Raw genomic sequence first — 15963 nt, 5'->3', positions numbered from 1 at the left:
GAGGACCTCAGACGGCGAGCTTTTCCGGATCGGCGGCGGCAAGGAAACCACCCGATTGCCGCGCCCACAGCCGGGCGTAGAGCCCGCCTCGCCGGATCAACTCCTCATGGCTTCCGGTCGCCACGATCCGCCCCTGATCGAGCACGATCAGCCGGTCGAGCGCGGCGATCGTCGATAGTCTATGCGCGATCGCGATCACGGTCTTGCCTTGCATCAGCGCGGCGAGCTGCTGCTGGATGGCCGCCTCGACCTCTGAATCCAGCGCCGAGGTCGCCTCGTCGAGAATCAGGATCGGCGCATCCTTGAGCAGCACGCGCGCGATGGCGATGCGCTGGCGCTGGCCACCCGAGAGCTTCACGCCGCGCTCCCCGACGCGCGAATCAAAGCCCTCGCGCCCGTCCTGGTCGCCGAGCCCGAGGATGAAGTCATGCGCCTCGGCCTGTCGCGCGGCGGCGATGATCTCGGCTTCGCTCGCGCCCATCCGGCCATAGGCGATGTTGTCGCCGATCGAGCGGTGCAGCAGCGAGTTGTCCTGCGTCACCATGCCGATCTGCGCCCGCAGACTGTCCTGCGTGACATGGGCGATGTCCTGCCCGTCGATCAGGATGCGCCCGCTTTCGAGCGGGTAGAGCCGGAGCAGCAGGTTCACCAGCGTCGATTTGCCGGCGCCCGAGGGGCCGACGAGCCCGATCCGCTCGCCCGGCTTGATCTGAAGATCGAGCCCCTCGAACAGCCCGGCGCCCCGGCCGTAGTTGAAGCGGATCTTCTCGAAGCTGATCGCCCCCTTGTCGACGACGAGCGGCTGGGCGTCCGGCATATCGCGCAGATCATGCGGCTTCGCGATCGTCTCCATGCTCTCCTGCACCGAGCCGATATTCTCGAAGATGCCGCGCACCAGATGGATCAGCCACCCCGACATCTGCACGAGGCGCAGCACGAGGCCGATCGCGGCGGCGACCGCGCCCGGCGTCATCTCGCCCTGGCTCCAGAGCAGCAGGGCGAGCCAGGCGGTCGCCACGACGAGCAGGCTGTTCATCGTCTGCAGGATCACGCTCACGCCGGTGATCAGCCGCGACAGGTTGAGGAAGGAGGCGTTCCACCGCGTCAACGAGTCGCGGACGGCGGAGCGCTCGGCATCGGCCCGCGCGAACAGTTTGACCGTCAGGATGTTCGTGTAGGAATCGACGATGCGCCCCGTCGTCGTCGAACGGCCGAAGGAATTCGCCTCCGAGCGCTTTTTGGCGCGCGGCACGAAGTAGATCAGCAGCGCGACATAGGCGCCGAGCCAGACGATGACCGGCAGGGCGAGCCAGAGACTGGTCTTGCCGAAGAAGCCGATCGCCACCGTGGCGAAGACCAGCGCGTACCAGAGGTCGTCGATAACCTCGATCGTCGCGCCGCGGATCGACTGCCCGGCCTGGATGACGCGCGCTGAAAGCCGTCCTGCGAAATCGTTCTGGAAGTAACCCAGCGCATGGCCGAGCGTGTAGACATGGTTGCGCCAGCGGATTTGGTTGGTGATCTGCGGCACCACGACCTGATCGACGATGGCGTGGTTGGCGAAATAGATCAGCGGCCGGACGACCACGAGCAAAAAGGCGGCGCTCGCAAGCAGCCAGCCATGATCCCGGAAGATCGTATCGGGCGACTGCGTCGAGAGAAGGTCGACGAACCAGCCGACCATCAGATACATCGCCGCCTCGATGCCGCTGAAGCCGAGGCCGGTGATCATGATCGCCGCCATCCAGCCCTTCACACCCTTGATGTGGTGCCACATGAAKGGCCASACGCCATGCGGCGGCGTCTCCTGCTCGTCGAAGGGAGCGAAGACGTCGATTCGGCTTTCGAGCCAGCGGAAGAGCGGAGCGAACATGTCTGCCTTCCCTGGAGCGGCATCGCGACGGTTTCGAGGCATATGGCCCCCGCCTGTGCGAATGGCCAGCCTGCTTGACGCATATCCGGGCGTCACCGCATGACAGGGCCATGTTGCGTCTCGCCCTCTTCCAGCCGGATATCCCGCAGAACGCCGGCACGATGATCCGCATGGCGGCTTGTCTCGGCATCGCGGTCGATATCGTCGAGCCCGCCGCCTTTGACGTGTCGGACCGGCATTTCCGCCGTTCGGGCATGGATTATCTCGAGCGCGCTGCCGTCTCCCGCCACGATTCCTTCGCGGCGTTCGACCAGTGGCGGCGCGAGGCCGGGCACCGCCTCGTCCTGGCGGAGACGGACGGCGCGACCCCGCTGCCGGATTTCGTCTTCCAGCCCGGCGATATCATCCTTGTCGGACGCGAATCGGCCGGCGTCACGCCCGCGGTGCAGGCTGCGGCCGATGCCAGCCTTCACATCCCGATGCGCCCGGCTTTGCGATCGCTCAATGTCGCGCTTGCGGCGGCGATGGTAATGGGCGAGGCGTTGCGACAGACAGGCGGCTTTCCGCGCCGCGATGGACATGACCATGAACAAGCCCAAGCCCGCTGAAGCTGCGCCCGCCGATCCGGCTGTCGTCGAGGCGATGAAACCCCGCGCGGCGGCGTGGTTCGAGAATCTCCGCGACCGGATCTGCGCCGCCTTCGAGGAGATCGAGGACGAGGCTGCGGGTCCCTTCCCGTCTGAGACCGACCGGCCCGGCCGCTTCGTCCGCACGCCCTGGCAGCGCACCAATCACGACGGAGTTCCCGGTGGCGGCGGCGTCATGTCGATCATGAAGGGCCGTGTCTTCGAGAAGGTCGGCGTTCACGTCTCCACCGTCCATGGCAGTTTTCACCCGGATTTCGCCGGCCAGATCCCCGGCGCCTCCGACGATCCGCGCTTCCACGCCACGGGCATCTCGCTGATCGCCCATCCCTGGAACCCGCATGCGCCGACCGTGCACATGAACACCCGCTTCGTCGTCACGACGAAGCCCTGGTTCGGCGGCGGCGCCGATCTGACGCCGGTGCTGGATGCCCGGCGCAATCAGGACGATCTGGATTCGCGGGATTTCCATGCCGCGATGCGCCGGCCCTGCGACAACTTCCCGGGAGTGGCGGATTATTCCCGCTTCAAGGAGTGGTGCGACGAATACTTCTTCCTGAAGCACCGCAACGAGCCGCGCGGCATCGGCGGCATCTTCTACGACTATATCTGGACCGGCGATCCGGACGCCGATTTCGCCTTCACCAGGGCGGTCGGCGAGGCCTTTCTCGACATCTACCCCAATGTGCTCTGCCGCAATATCGGCAAGCCCTGGACCGAGGCGCAGCGCCAGGAGCAGCAGGTCCGGCGCGGCCGCTATGTCGAGTTCAACCTGCTCTACGACCGCGGCACGATCTTCGGGCTGAAGACCGGTGGCAACGTCGATTCGATCCTGTCCTCGATGCCGCCGACGGTGCGCTGGCCCTAAGGCAGCGCCTCCCGGCTGGCGACGTCGAGCAGTTCGAACTGCGCAGCCCGATCGGACGGGCACCCGGCTTCGATCCAGAGCCGGCGTGCCTCCGCGAGGACCCGTCCGATGCGCTCGCCCTTCGGCACGCCGCGGGCGAGAACATCCTGCCCACGCGGCAGGAAAGCGGGCGTCCGGCCCAATTGGCCGACGAGATCCCGCACGCTCCTGCCGGTTTCGTCATCCGCCGAAGCGGTGAGAAGGGCCAAAGCAGCGGCCGCGGCATCGCTTCCGGCGCGATCCGCGACATGGCGCAGCCGCGCGAGCGACGACAACTTCGCCTGCCCGGCGAGCCCCTCCAGCGCGAGCGCGATTCCGTCGATCCGGTCGAATTCCCCGTTCGAGAGCCGCAGCCGCGTCCGCAAGCGCGGCGCGTCCTCCCGAACCGACAACGCCAGCGCCGCCAGCCGAAAAGCCGGGTCGATGCGGTCGCTGTCCTCATCGGCGATGGCAGCAAAGCGCGAGCGATGCGGCACGCCACCGATCACGGGCATCAAGAGCCCTGCCCCGGCCATCGCTTCGAGCGTGGCGCCCGCGGCCGGAGCGACCAGAAGCTTCATCAACTCGGCCCGGACGCGCTCCCGCGACAGGGCTGCGAGCCCGTCGCGGCCTGCAATGCAGGCGCGCAGCCCTTCCGCGTCGGGCGCGCCCACGCCGTAGCGGGCGTGGAAACGGAAGAAGCGCAGGATCCGCAGATAGTCTTCGCGGATGCGCGTCTCGGCATCGCCGATGAAGCGCACGCGCCGCCCGGCCAGATCGGCAAGACCGGTGCTGTAATCATGCAGCTTGCCGCCGCAATCGAGCCCGAGCGCATTGATGGTGAAGTCGCGCCGCAGCGCATCCTCGGCAAAATCCCGCCCGAACAAGACCTTGGCACGTCGCCCGTCGGTCTCGACGTCGCGCCGCAGGGTCGTCACCTCGAAACTCGTGCCGCCCGAGACCAGCGTCACCGTGCCGTGTTCGATGCCGGTCGGCACGGCCTTGAACCCGGCCTTCCGGCCGCGCCGGATCGTCTCCTTCGGCAGGGCGGTGGTGGCGAGGTCGACGTCATCGGCCGGTTCGCCGAGCAGGAGATTGCGCACGGCTCCGCCGACGATGCGGGTTTCCTCCCCCGCCCCGTTCAGCGCGTCCAGGAGGCGGGCTAGAACCGGTTCGGCCAGGAAGCGGGCGATGGCCTGTTCGTGTCCCCCGGTCATTTGAAGCGGCCGGGCACCAGCACCCCATTCTCCATATGCGGCGGCTCGTAGGCCCCCTCACTGCGCGGCGCGATGAAGCCGGTATAGGTGAGCACCGAGATTGCCAGCACCAGGCCGGCCACAGCGAGCCAGAAGGCGTGCCGGCTCCAATGCGCGACGTCGAAAGGGTTGCGCCGCTGGACGATGAGATAGCCCGCGAAGACGCAGAAGGGCAGGACGAAGAGCAGGACCTCTTCGATGATCGCGCGCAGCATCGGCTTCGTCGTTCCCAGGCGCGCTTTCCGCGCAAGACAATCCTAACCTGCCAGCCGTTCGTAGAGGTTACGGATCATGCCGGCAGTCGCACCCCAGATATAGCGGCCCTCGAACGGCATCGCATAGTAGGTGCGGAAATGCCCCTTCCATTCGCGGCCCTCCCGCTTGTGATTGGCGGGATCGAGCAGGAAGGAGAGCGGCGTCTCGAAGGCCTCGTCGACCTCGTGATGGTTGATCGCCAGCGAGAAAGGCGGCTCGATCAGCGCCACCACCGGCACGATGCGATAGCCCGTTCCGGTCAGATAGGCATCGAGGAACCCCAGCGTTCGGATACGTTCCCGCGACAGGCCGATCTCCTCCTCCGTCTCGCGCAGGGCCGTCACGACCGGCGAACCGTCGACGGCATCGACCCGCCCGCCGGGAAAGGAGACCTGCGCCGAGTGATTGCGCAGCGCCGCGGCGCGCTGGGTCAGGAGCACGGTGGGGCCCGTCTCGCGCGGCACGATGCCGATCAGCACGGCCGCGGGGACAGCGCGCTTCACGTCCGGAATCGGCACCGGCTGCGGCTGGTTCTCGTGGTCGCCGCGCGGCCGGGCGATGAGATCGCCGAGCGACGGCGGCTCGGCGCGCAGCCGCTCGCGCGCCAGCTTGGCGAAAGCATCGGTGCTGAGGTTCAGAGCCTGGCCGTTCACGTCAAATCCCGATGCCTTCGATCTCGCTCGCCGGCAGCGCCGGGTAGAACCGGCCACCCGCCGCCACCCCGAACATCGCCTGCCCATCGGCCTCCCGCACCTCGCCGAGCGCGAGCAGATCATAGGTCAGCGCGCGCGTCAGCCGGGCCCAGAGGCCGCTACGGACATGCACATAAGGCTTCAGGCCGTCCTTCGCAGCCCGCTGGAAACGCAAGGGATGCTCCGGCCCGACGCAGAGCAGATCGTCGACCTGCGTCCGGAAGGCGATGCTCCGTTCGTCCCCCTCGCCGTCGAGCTGCATTTCGACAGCCTGAAACGGCGCATCGTCGACCTTGATTCCGACCTTTTCGACCGGCGTCACGAGAAAGTAATCGTCACCCTCGCGCTTCAGCACCGAGGAGAAAAGCTTCACCAGGGCCGGCCGGCCGATCGGCGTGCCCAGATAAAACCAAGTTCCATCGGCTGCGATCCGCATGTCCAGATCGCCGCAAAATGGCGGATTCCAGCGCTCGACTGGCGGCAATCCGCGCGCCTTCCCGCTGCCCAGCGCGGCCATCAGCCGGTCCATCGCATTGCCCGGAGCCGTCATCGAAAAGCCCGTCTCCACTTGCTGCGGCATATTGATTGCACCGCGTTTCTGCCTTGAACTCCACATAATCGTGAAGCCGAGATGATGTGCACCATTCCATTCGGCGCTTGAGCCGCCGGGGTGGCCCGTCCACACTCAAGGACGGAACACACCGATCGGTTCGGATGGCGGCGCAACGGCCCGCGACAGTGAAGGAGACCGACATGGCGGCGCAAGCCCGCGTGAGCGAGAGCACTTCCCCCATCGATCTCGACAGCGGGATCGTCGAGGCGGCCGAGGCCGCACTCGGCGCCATCGGCGCGGCCCGCAAGGAGATCGGGCAGGTCATCTTCGGTCAGCAGGCGGTGGTCGACCTCTCGCTCGTTACCCTGCTGGCGGGCGGACATGGGCTGCTGGTCGGCGTGCCCGGTCTCGCCAAGACCAAGCTGGTCGAGGCGATGGGCACGGTGCTCGGCCTCGCCGCCCGGCGTGTCCAGTTCACGCCGGATCTGATGCCGTCCGACATCCTCGGCTCGGAGGTGCTCGACGAGAGCGCCGATGGCAAGCGCCATTTCCGCTTCATCAAGGGCCCGGTCTTCGCGCAGCTCCTGATGGCGGACGAGATCAACCGCGCCTCGCCCCGCACTCAATCCGCGCTGCTGCAGGCGATGCAGGAGCACCACGTCACCGTCGCCGGCGAACGCTACGACCTGCCCGCCCCCTTCCACGTCCTCGCCACCCAGAACCCGATCGAGCAGGAGGGCACCTACCCGCTGCCCGAGGCGCAGCTCGACCGCTTCCTGCTCGAGATCGATGTCGGCTATCCCGACCGCGAGGCCGAGCGGCGGATCCTGCTCGAAACCACCGGCGCGACCGAATACAAGCCGTCCCAGGCGATGACCTCGGAGACGCTGATGTCGATCCAGCGTCTGGTGCGCCGTCTGCCGGTCGGTGAAGCCGTCGTCGACGCGATCCTCGATCTCGTCCGCTCCGCCCGCCCCGGCGAGGGCGATGCCACCATCACCGACAAGCTCGCCTGGGGGCCGGGTCCGCGTGCCAGCCAGTCGCTGACGCTCGCGGTGCGCGCCCGCGCGCTGGTCGAGGGCCGGCTCGCGCCGTCCGTGGACGATGTCGCCGCGCTCGCCCTGCCGGTCCTCAAGCACCGCGTCGCGCTGACCTTCGCCGCCCGCGCCGACGGCGAGACTGTCGAGGGCGTCATCGGCCGGCTCGTGGAACGGCTGGGATAGGCCGATGTTGCGCATGCGCGTCCTGGGCCTGAACGAGCGGAAGCCGGCCAAGCCGGTTCTGACGGAATCGCTCGACCTTGCCGCGCGCCTGCCCCGCCTGATCCTCGAAGCCCGCCGCGTCTCCGCCAGCGTCCACGGAATCCACGGTAGGCGCCGCTCCGGCCCGGGCGAAACCTTCTGGCAGTACCGCCCGCTGGTTGCCGGCGAATCCGCCTCGCGCATCGACTGGCGCCGCTCCGCGAGGGACGGCCATCTCTTCGTGCGCGAGCGCGAATGGGAGGCCTCGCATTCGATCTGGCTCTGGATCGACCGTTCGCCCTCGATGGGCTTCGCCTCCTCGCTGGCGATGGCGCCGAAGGTCGACCGCGCATTGGTCGCAGGCTTCGCCCTCGCAGAAACGATGGTCGAGGGGGGCGAGCGCGTCGGCCATATCGGCCTGACGCGGGCGCTGGCCTCGCGCCGCATCGTCGAGCTGCTGGCGCAGGCCATTGCCGCCGATAGCCGCAATGGCGAGGCCGACCTCCCTCCCGGCGCGCCGCTGCCGCGGCTGGCGGATGCCATCATCGTCACCGACGGGCTCTCGCCCTCCGCATCGCTGGCGCAGCGCATCGCCACGATGGCGTCGTCGGGCGCACGCGGCCATCTGCTGCTGATCGTCGATCCGATCGAGGAAACCTTCCCGTTCACCGGCCAGGCCGAGCTCTTCGATCTGGAGGACGGGCTGACGCTGCGCGTCGGCGATGCCGGCGCTTGGGGCGAGGCCTATCGTCAGCGCCTCGCCGCCCATCGCGAAGCGATCACCGAGGCCTGCCGCAAGGCCGGCTGGACCCTGACGCTTCACCGCACCGACCGTCCGGCGAGCGAAGCCGTTCTGCGCATCGCCAGCCTCGTCGCCGCTTCGCGCGGCGTCTCGGGCTTATAAGGGAGCCGCCATGTTCAGCGCCCTCCCCTTGACCTTCACCGCCCCGCTCGCACTGGCCGCGCTCGCCCTGCTGCCAGCGCTCTGGCTGATCCTGCGTGTGACGCCGCCACGGCCGCGCCGGATCGACTTTCCGCCGCTCAAGATCATGGCCGACCTCGTCGCCAAGCGGGAATTGCCGGCGCATACGCCCTGGTGGCTGCTCGCCATCCGCATGGCGGTTGCCGCGCTCGTCATCCTCGCGGTCGCCGGCCCGATCTGGAACCCGCCGCGCGAAGGCGCAGCCCTGCGCGGCCCCGTCTTGCTCCTCGTCGACAACGGCTTCGGCGCCGCCTCCGACTGGCCGGATCGCGTCACCGTCGCCGAGTCGCGGATCGCGGCCGCAACGCGCGAGGGCCGCCCGGTCGCCATCGTCGGACTGGCCGAGGCCCCGGCCGCCATCTCGCTGGCGGAGCCGCGCGTAGCGCTCGACCGGCTGCGCGCGCTGGCGCTCCAGCCACATGCGCCTGATCGAGCCGCGCATCTGCCGCGCATCGAATCCTTCCTCCAGACAGCACCGGAAGCGGAGATCGTCTGGATATCCGACGGCCTCGCGGTTTCCGACGACGGCAGCTTCCAGGCCAGGCTGAAGCAGCTCGCCGACGCAAGACGGCTTTCGATCCATGCCGGCCCCCCGAACCAGCTCGCACTCGCTGCGCCCGACAATCTAGCCGGCGCGCTCAGCGTGAAAGTTCTGCGGCCGACGGCGAGCGCCCCCGCCACCGGGCAGGTCCGCGCGCTCGACCTGAAGGGCCTGCCGCTCGGCGACGCACCTTTCATCTTCGAAGGTTCGAATCTGCAAACCACGGCGCGCCTGACCCTGCCGATCGAAGTCCGCAACGCGGTCTCGCGGCTGGAAATCCTCGGCGAGAACAGCGCGGGCGGCGTCGCCCTGCTCGACGATCGCGCCAAGCGGCGCCGCATCGGCATCGTCTCGGGCGCCACCGCCGACACGGCGCAGCCGCTGCTCTCGCCGACCTACTACATCTCGCGCGCGCTCCAGCCCTTCGCCGAGGTCCGCGAACCGCGCCAGGGCTCGACCGACCCGGTCGGTGAGCTCCTCGCGCAGAATCTCTCGGTCCTGGTTCTGGCCGATATCGGCGCGCTCGACCGCGACACCAGCGCCAAGGTCTCCGATTTCGTCACCCGCGGCGGTGTGCTGCTACGCTTTGCCGGCGCGCGCCTTGCCGCCTCTTCGGACGATCTCACGCCGGTGCGCCTGCGCCGCGGCGGACGGACTTTGGGCGGCGGCCTCTCCTGGGAGACGCCGCGCAAGCTCGCGCCCTTCACGCGCGAAAGCCCCTTCTACGGCCTGACGATCAGCGACGATATCCGCGTCAGCCGCCAGATCCTGGCGGAGCCGGAGGCCGATCTCTCGCGCAAGACCTGGGCGGCGCTGGAAGATGGTACTCCCGTCGTCACCGGCGAGCGGCGCGGCGACGGCCTGATCGCCATGGTCCACGTCACCGCCGACACGACCTGGTCGAACCTGCCTCTCTCCGGCCTCTTCGTGGAGATGCTGCGCAGGGTCGTGAACCTCGCCGGCACCGGCCCTGCCGCCGATGCCCAAAGCGACGAGGTCCGCGTCGAGACGCTCTCGCCGACCCGCGTCCTCGACGGCAGCGGCCGCTTCCGCACCCCGCCGGCCACCAGCCAGCCCGTGCCCCGCAACTATGCCGGCCGCGGCACGCTCGCCCATCCGCCAGGCCTCTACGGCCCTGCCGACGGCACGCTCGCAGTAAATGCTCTCACCCCGAACGACATGCTGGGTGCGCTCGATCTTGCCGGCCTCGGCGCTCCGATCCTGCCGATCGACGAGCCGGTGGCGCGCGACGCCCGCCCGCCCCTGCTGGCGTTGGCTTTGCTGCTGCTGATCGCGGATACGCTGGCGACGCTCTGGCTCGGCGGGCGGCTCGGCTTCGGCCGCGCCCGCAAAGCGACCGCGGCGGCCGCGATCCTCATCGCATTGGGCTTCGCAGGCGGCTTGGCGCCCGACAGCGCTCGCGCCCAACCCGCGCCGAGCCCGCAAGCGGACACGCGCCCGCCGATTCCCCGCGCGCTCCTCGCCAATGGGGCGGTGACGCGGCTCGCTTATGTCGTCACCGGCGACAGGGCCGTCGACGACATGTCGAAGGCCGGTCTCGCCGGGCTCAATATCGTCCTCGGCGCGCGCACCGCGCTGGAACCGGGCGAGCCGGTCGGCGTCAATGTCGAGCGCGACGAACTCGCCTTCTTCCCGGTGCTCTACTGGCCGGTGGTTGCCGGCCGGCCGATCCCCTCGGCCGAGACGCTGCGCAAGCTGGAAGCCTATATGAAGGGCGGCGGCCTCGTGATCTTCGACACGCGCGACGCCATGAGCGCCCGTCCCGGCGGCGGCACGACGCCGGAAGGCGACCAGCTCAAGCGCATGCTGCAGACGCTCGACATTCCCGAGCTCGAGCCGCTGCCGCGCGACCACGTCCTGACCAAGACCTTCTATATCCTCGACGAGCTCGTCGGCCGCTACGACAGCGGCACGACCTGGGTCGAGACGCTGCCGCCCGCAGACAGCGACGGCCGGCGCCCGGCACGCGCCGGCGACAATGTTTCGCCCATCATCATCACCGCCAACGACCTCGCCGCGGCCTGGGCCATCGACAAGCGCGGTGAAGGGCTGGTGCCGCTCTCCGGCGCCGATCCGCGCCAGCGCGAGATGGCGCTGCGCGGCGGCATCAACCTCGTGATGTACGCCCTCACCGGCAACTACAAGGCCGATCAGGTCCATGTTCCGGCTCTGCTGGAAAGGCTGGGCCAGTGATGCCCCTTCGTATTCCCTCAGCCCTCATCCTGAGGAGCCGCGAAGCGGCATCGCGAAGGATGCTCCAGACGTCTCAAGAACCTTCTGGACCATCCTTCGAGACGCCATTCCTCCTGGAATGGCTCCTCAGGATGAGGGCTGAGGGTCGGAAATCGGAAGGATCGCGCTGATGTGGAGCGTTTCCTTCGCCCCGCTCGTGCCGCTGCCGCTCCTGATCGGCCTCGCCGTGCTGGCGGCGCTGGCGGCCGGCGCCGCCCTCGCCCTCGCCGGCCGCAGCGCCATCCTGCGGGCCCTGGCACTCATCGTACTGACGACGGCTCTCGCCGATCCCTCGCTGGTCTTCGAGGAGCGTGAGCCGGTCAAGGACGTCGTCCCGGTCGTGGTCGATCGCTCGGCGTCGAACCGCCTCGCCGACCGTTCGGCCCAGACCAATGCCGCCGTGGCCAAGGTCGAACGGCAATTGCGCGGCATCCCCAATGTCGAACCGCGGATCGTCGAGCTGCGCGACGCACAGGGGTCGAGCGACGGCACCCGCCTCTTCGAGGCCCTGGCCTCGAGCCTCGCCGATGTTCCCTCCGAACGCGTCGCCGGCGCCATCGCCATCACCGACGGCCTCGCCCACGACACGCCGGCCAATGCCGAGGCTCTCGGCCTGCGCGCGCCGCTCCATATCCTGACGACCGGCCGCAATGCCGAGATCGACCGCCGCATCATGCTGGTCGATGCGCCACGCTTCGGCATCGTCGGCAAGGACCAGGTCATCCGCCTGCGGGTGGTCGACAAGAACGGATCGAGCCGCGCCGGCCTCACCATTCGCCGCGACGGCGAGATCATTGCCCGCCGCGACGTCGCGACCGGCCAGATCGTTCAGGTGCCGATCCGCATCGATCGCGGCGGACCGAACGTCGTCGAGATCGAGGCCGCGCCGCTCGACAACGAGCTGACGCTCGCCAACAACCGCGCTGTCATCACCATCGAGGGTGTCAGGGACAAGCTGCGCGTGCTGCTGGTCTCGGGCGAGCCCCATCCGGGCGAGCGTACCTGGCGCAACCTTCTCAAGGCCGACGCCAATGTCGATCTCGTCCACTTCACCATTCTCAGGCCACCGGAGAAGCAGGACGGCACGCCGATCAACGAACTCTCGCTGATCGCTTTCCCGACGCGCGAGCTGTTCCAGGTCAAGATCAAGGAATTCGACCTGATCATCTTCGACCGCTACGCCAACCAGTCGATCCTGCCGCTGCTCTATTTCGAGAATATCGTCCGCTATGTCCGTGACGGCGGCGCATTGCTCGTCGCCGCCGGCCCTGAGTATGCGGGATCGCAGACGCTGGCACGCACCCCGCTAGGCCAGATCCTGCCCGCCCTGCCGGACGGCAGCGTCATCGATGAGGCCTATCGCGCAGAGGTCAGCGAACCCGGCAAGCGCCACCCCGTCACCCGCGACCTGCCGGGCTCGGAAGTCTCGCCGCCACGCTGGGGCGAATGGCTGCGCATGGTCGGCGCGCAGGCGCGCGCAGGCGCCTCTCCCGTCATGACCGGGCCCGGCGAGCGGCCGCTGCTGATGCTGGCCCGCGAACAGAAGGGCCGCGTCGCGCTCTTCCTCTCAGATCATGCCTGGCTCTGGGCGCGCGGCTTCCGCGACGGCGGCCCCTATCTCGACCTGCTGCGCCGCCTCAGCCATTGGCTGATGAAGGAGCCGGAGCTGGAGGAGGAGGCGCTGCGCGCCACCGCGCGCGGCGGCGCCATCGAGGTCGAGCGCCAGACATTGAGCGACAACCCCGCGCCCGTGACCATCACCGGCCCCGACGGCCAGTCGCGCTCCGTCCCGCTCGAAGCGGGACGGCCGGGCCTGTTCACCGCGCGCATCCCGGCCGGCGATCAGGGCCTTTACCGGTTGACGGCCGACAATCTCACCGCCTTCGCCAGCGTCGGTCCCGAGAATCCACGCGAGCTGATGGAAGTCGTCAGCGACCCGGCTGCGCTCCAGAACCTGGCACAGGCCACCGGCGGCTCCTCGCGCCGCATCGGGCACGAGGGCGATTCCGGCGTCAGCATTCCGCGCATCGTGCCGGTGCGTTCCGGCAGCCAGTTCGCCGGCAATGACTGGATCGGTCTCAGGATCAGCGATTCCGGCATCGTRCGCGGCGTGCAGGTCTCGCCGCTCTTCGTCGGGCTGATCGGCCTTGCGATCCTGTTCGGCGCGCTCGTGGCCGGCTGGCTCGGCGAGAGCGGGCGCCGCTTCAAGCGGCAGGCGTGAACGCCACTCCTGAGCAGGCCGAAGGCCTGAGCCCGGGATGACGGCGTGAGCCTTTCAGCCCCCCGCCCGCGCGGACGTAACGGGGCCGCGGCGATCGTTGAGCACGCCTTCGACCAGCTCCAGCGCCAGGAAGCGCGCGGGATCGGCCGGTCCCGGCAGAACGAGCTGGCCCGGCGGCAACACCTTGAAGCCGAAGCGCGCATAGTACGGCGCATCGCCGACCAGCAAGATCAGGTCGTGGCCGGCCTCGCGCGCGGCTTCGATCGAGCGGTTCATCAGCGCGGACCCGATGCCCCGGCCGTCGAAGGCGGGGTCGACCGTCAGCGGCCCGAGCATCAGCGCCTTGTGGCCGCCGGCGCGGACGGGCGTCACTTTCACGGAGCCGACGAGAAAGGTGCCGACATGGGCGGCGAAGGAGAGCGCCGGATCGGGCGGCACGCCTTCGCGCAGGCGGAAGGCGGTTCGGGCGAAGCGGCCCGGGCCGAAGGCGCGCTCATGCAGGCGCTCGATGGCAGCGGCGTCCACGGGCAATTCGTGGCGGATGGTCAGCGGCAGGGATGTCATGGCAGCAGGCAGAGCAAGAGTGGCGAACGGCGGAGGCAGGCGCGTGCGGGCGCGCTGCCGGAAGGCGCTTTCAGCGCGCCGGTCGTCGCAGGTCGCGAAGGCAGTACCCATTGCTCATGGAAAGCGCCTGTAGCAGAGGCGGATAGGCCCGTCCATCGCGCTTTCGTTCTACCAGTCGGCCGCGGCCGGCGTGCCCGTCATGATTTCCGCCAGCCGCCGCCTCGTCGCAGGCGTGGTCCCCTCTGGCAGGCGATCCAGGGGGAAGAACCCGGCCTCGGCGATTTCCCTGTCCGGCAGCCTGACGCCTTCGACGATGAAGGAGCGGATGACGAAGAGGGCGACGTGATCGCGGCGCGAGATCCGGCGGTTGAAAAAGACGCCGTGGAGGGTCGGCTGCCCGGTGATCCTTATGTTGCCCTCCTCCGCGACTTCGCGCTCAAGGGCATCCCACATCGTCTCGCCGACCTCGACTCCCCCACCCGGCAGGTACCAGCCGGGGATGTAGCCATGCCGGACCAGGAAGACCTCGCTGCGCTCGTTGAGTACCGCGGCGCGCACGCCGAAGGTCATGCTGCGGGAAAGCCGGAAATAGACATGCAGCACCGCGGTGAGCAGCCGATGCCGGAGTGTCCGCGGGATCTCGGTATCGGCTGGCGGATGGGGCGCCTGCGATTGCATCGGAACGACTCTCAAGGCTGCGTTAATTGTCTATGCAAAAAACGCATAACGGACCGTCAACCAAGTCGATTGCCCTGTCACAAACGCGCCCCAAATGAGGGTCACACAGCCGCCGCATCCGCTAGGAACCACCAACATGCTGCTCTCGTTCATCGTTTCTTACCTGAAGGCCAAGCCGGCCTATGTCTGGAAGCCCGCCGTCACCCTGACCGATTCCCGTATCGTGTCGGAACTCACCGGCGCCGCCAACTGAAGCTTTCCGCATCCCGTCAGCCGAGGCGCATCAACGGCGCGCTTGACTGACGGCGGGCGGGAAGGGCAAGCGCTGGAGCGTGTTCAAGCTCGCGCATCTGTCCGACCCGCATCTCGGCCCGCTCGCCGGGTTTTCGCTGCATCAACTGCTGGGCAAGCGCGCGACCGGTTACGTCAACTGGCGTCGCAAGCGCAGGCACGCCCATGACATGGATGTCCTGGCCCGCATCGTCGCCGACATCCACGCGCAGCAGCCGGACCACACCGCCTGCACCGGCGACGTCGCCCATATCGGGCTGCCCGACGAATTCAGGACCGCCATCGCTTTTCTGGACACGCTGGGTCCGCGTGAGACCGTCAGCTTCGTGCCGGGCAATCACGACGCCTATGCGCGGTCCTCGCTAAAGCCGTTGGCCGGGCTGCTCGCCCCCTGGTGCGCCGATGATGACGGGCGTGCCGGCTACCCCTGGTATCGCCGCCGCGGGCCGGTCGCGCTGATCGGCGTCAACAGCGGCGTGCCGACCTTGCCGCTGATGGCGACGGGGCGTATCGGCAGCGAACAGATGGAGCGGATCGCTGCCCTGCTCGACCGCGCCCGCGAAGAGCACCTCATCCGCGTCGTCCTGATCCACCATCCGCCCTATGTCGGCGGTGCCAAGCGCGGCCGTGAACTGGTCGATGCCGCCGCCTTCGAGGCCATGCTGAAGCGCAAGGGCGCCGACCTCATCATCCACGGGCACAATCACAGCTTCTCGCTGGCCTGGCGCCCCGGGCCAAACCATGATGTTCCGATCGTCGGCGTGCCCTCGGCCTCGCTCGGCCTGCTCGGTCATGGCGAGCTCGGCACCTGGCATCTCTTCCATATCGCGGGAGACGCTGCTGCACCGCAGATCAGGCTGGAACAACGCGGCTTCGAGCCTGACGGCACGGTCGTCCTTCGCCAGGAAATCGCGCTCCTGGGTGAGCGCGCCTAGCTACCTCTCCATTCTGAAGCGTTGGAGAATTCGTCAGCGCGAGACGCATGGCGCGCCGTTCGAGAACCGGCGCGCAGCAGACTTTCGTCCGTGAGCAC

The 15963-nt window shown here is 68.6% G+C and carries 14 protein-coding genes; 7 read left to right on the top strand and 7 right to left on the bottom strand.

Annotated elements, in window-relative coordinates:
• Positions 1–7: 7 nt before the first annotated feature.
• Positions 8–1873 carry an ABC transporter ATP-binding protein gene (locus AC1DEZ_RS04810; RefSeq protein ID WP_441511969.1) on the bottom strand — a complete coding sequence of 622 codons (1866 nt, stop codon included), beginning with the start codon at positions 1871–1873 and terminating at the stop codon, positions 8–10.
• A 110-nt stretch (positions 1874–1983) separates the two neighbouring features.
• Here AC1DEZ_RS04810 and AC1DEZ_RS04805 point away from each other — a divergent pair, with 110 nt between their 5' ends.
• Positions 1984–2481 carry a tRNA (cytidine(34)-2'-O)-methyltransferase gene (locus tag AC1DEZ_RS04805; protein WP_476778854.1) on the top strand — a complete coding sequence of 166 codons (498 nt, stop codon included), beginning with the start codon at positions 1984–1986 and terminating at the stop codon, positions 2479–2481.
• A complete protein-coding gene (hemF, locus tag AC1DEZ_RS04800; RefSeq protein WP_476778853.1) occupies positions 2453–3385 on the top strand; it encodes an oxygen-dependent coproporphyrinogen oxidase in 933 nt (310 codons plus the stop codon). The genes AC1DEZ_RS04805 and hemF overlap by 29 nt, the downstream gene beginning before the upstream one ends.
• Here the strand turns inward: hemF and AC1DEZ_RS04795 are convergent.
• The 4 genes from AC1DEZ_RS04795 to AC1DEZ_RS04780 are packed head-to-tail and all read right to left on the bottom strand — an operon-like array spanning position 3382 to position 6156.
• Positions 3382–4620, bottom strand: coding sequence for a CCA tRNA nucleotidyltransferase (locus AC1DEZ_RS04795; RefSeq protein WP_476778852.1), 1239 nt, complete (start codon positions 4618–4620; stop codon positions 3382–3384). The two genes, hemF and AC1DEZ_RS04795, sit on opposite strands and share 4 nt — an antisense overlap.
• Positions 4617–4874, bottom strand: coding sequence for a DUF6111 family protein (locus AC1DEZ_RS04790; RefSeq protein ID WP_476778851.1), 258 nt, complete (start codon positions 4872–4874; stop codon positions 4617–4619). Before AC1DEZ_RS04790 ends, AC1DEZ_RS04795 begins: the two co-directional genes overlap by 4 nt.
• A 42-nt stretch (positions 4875–4916) precedes the next feature.
• Positions 4917–5567: a CoA pyrophosphatase gene (locus tag AC1DEZ_RS04785; RefSeq protein ID WP_476778850.1), complete on the bottom strand. Its 651-nt coding sequence runs from the start codon at positions 5565–5567 to the stop codon at positions 4917–4919.
• Between the two features lies 1 nt (position 5568).
• Positions 5569–6156, bottom strand: coding sequence for a DUF1285 domain-containing protein (locus AC1DEZ_RS04780; protein WP_476778849.1), 588 nt, complete (start codon positions 6154–6156; stop codon positions 5569–5571).
• Between the two features lie 203 nt (positions 6157–6359).
• Here AC1DEZ_RS04780 and AC1DEZ_RS04775 point away from each other — a divergent pair, with 203 nt between their 5' ends.
• From AC1DEZ_RS04775 to AC1DEZ_RS04760, 4 genes are all read left to right on the top strand, one after another.
• Positions 6360–7382, top strand: coding sequence for an AAA family ATPase (locus AC1DEZ_RS04775; protein WP_476778848.1), 1023 nt, complete (start codon positions 6360–6362; stop codon positions 7380–7382).
• Between the two features lie 13 nt (positions 7383–7395).
• Complete coding sequence (locus tag AC1DEZ_RS04770) at positions 7396–8304, top strand: DUF58 domain-containing protein (protein WP_476779339.1); 909 nt, start codon at positions 7396–7398, stop codon at positions 8302–8304.
• Between the two features lie 10 nt (positions 8305–8314).
• Positions 8315–11137, top strand: coding sequence for a DUF4159 domain-containing protein (locus AC1DEZ_RS04765; protein ID WP_476778847.1), 2823 nt, complete (start codon positions 8315–8317; stop codon positions 11135–11137).
• Positions 11138–11306: 169 nt separating this feature from the next.
• Entirely contained in the window at positions 11307–13397 is a 2091-nt protein-coding gene (locus tag AC1DEZ_RS04760; RefSeq protein WP_476778846.1) for a hypothetical protein, read from the top strand.
• A gap of 54 nt (positions 13398–13451) precedes the next feature.
• On the opposite strand, the gene AC1DEZ_RS04755 is transcribed toward AC1DEZ_RS04760, so the two are convergent.
• Together AC1DEZ_RS04755 and AC1DEZ_RS04750 are read right to left on the bottom strand one after the other, a co-directional pair.
• Positions 13452–13961 carry a GNAT family N-acetyltransferase gene (locus AC1DEZ_RS04755; protein ID WP_476779338.1) on the bottom strand — a complete coding sequence of 170 codons (510 nt, stop codon included), beginning with the start codon at positions 13959–13961 and terminating at the stop codon, positions 13452–13454.
• A gap of 168 nt (positions 13962–14129) precedes the next feature.
• On the bottom strand, positions 14130–14639 hold the full coding sequence (locus tag AC1DEZ_RS04750) for an NUDIX domain-containing protein (RefSeq protein WP_476778845.1): 510 nt from the start codon (positions 14637–14639) through the stop codon (positions 14130–14132).
• A 332-nt stretch (positions 14640–14971) separates the two neighbouring features.
• On the opposite strand from AC1DEZ_RS04750, the gene AC1DEZ_RS04745 reads away from it, so the two are divergent.
• Entirely contained in the window at positions 14972–15865 is an 894-nt protein-coding gene (locus AC1DEZ_RS04745) for a metallophosphoesterase family protein (RefSeq protein ID WP_476778844.1), read from the top strand.
• Positions 15866–15963 lie beyond the last annotated feature (98 nt).

The organism is Allobosea sp. 10L422 (genome assembly GCF_056395345.1).
Note: the sequence above shows the minus strand (reverse complement) of the source record. Positions and strands in the feature narration are given on the sequence as shown.

Coding starts and splice junctions, on each gene's coding strand:
- AC1DEZ_RS04805 (WP_476778854.1), top strand. CDS start 1,984: ATGTTGCGTCTCGCCCTCTTCCAGCCGGATATCCCGCAGAACGCCGGC.
- hemF (WP_476778853.1), top strand. CDS start 2,453: ATGACCATGAACAAGCCCAAGCCCGCTGAAGCTGCGCCCGCCGATCCG.
- AC1DEZ_RS04795 (WP_476778852.1), bottom strand. CDS start 4,620: ATGACCGGGGGACACGAACAGGCCATCGCCCGCTTCCTGGCCGAACCG.
- AC1DEZ_RS04790 (WP_476778851.1), bottom strand. CDS start 4,874: ATGCTGCGCGCGATCATCGAAGAGGTCCTGCTCTTCGTCCTGCCCTTC.
- AC1DEZ_RS04780 (WP_476778849.1), bottom strand. CDS start 6,156: ATGACGGCTCCGGGCAATGCGATGGACCGGCTGATGGCCGCGCTGGGC.
- AC1DEZ_RS04775 (WP_476778848.1), top strand. CDS start 6,360: ATGGCGGCGCAAGCCCGCGTGAGCGAGAGCACTTCCCCCATCGATCTC.
- AC1DEZ_RS04770 (WP_476779339.1), top strand. CDS start 7,396: ATGCGCGTCCTGGGCCTGAACGAGCGGAAGCCGGCCAAGCCGGTTCTG.
- AC1DEZ_RS04765 (WP_476778847.1), top strand. CDS start 8,315: ATGTTCAGCGCCCTCCCCTTGACCTTCACCGCCCCGCTCGCACTGGCC.
- AC1DEZ_RS04755 (WP_476779338.1), bottom strand. CDS start 13,961: ATGACATCCCTGCCGCTGACCATCCGCCACGAATTGCCCGTGGACGCC.
- AC1DEZ_RS04750 (WP_476778845.1), bottom strand. CDS start 14,639: ATGCAATCGCAGGCGCCCCATCCGCCAGCCGATACCGAGATCCCGCGG.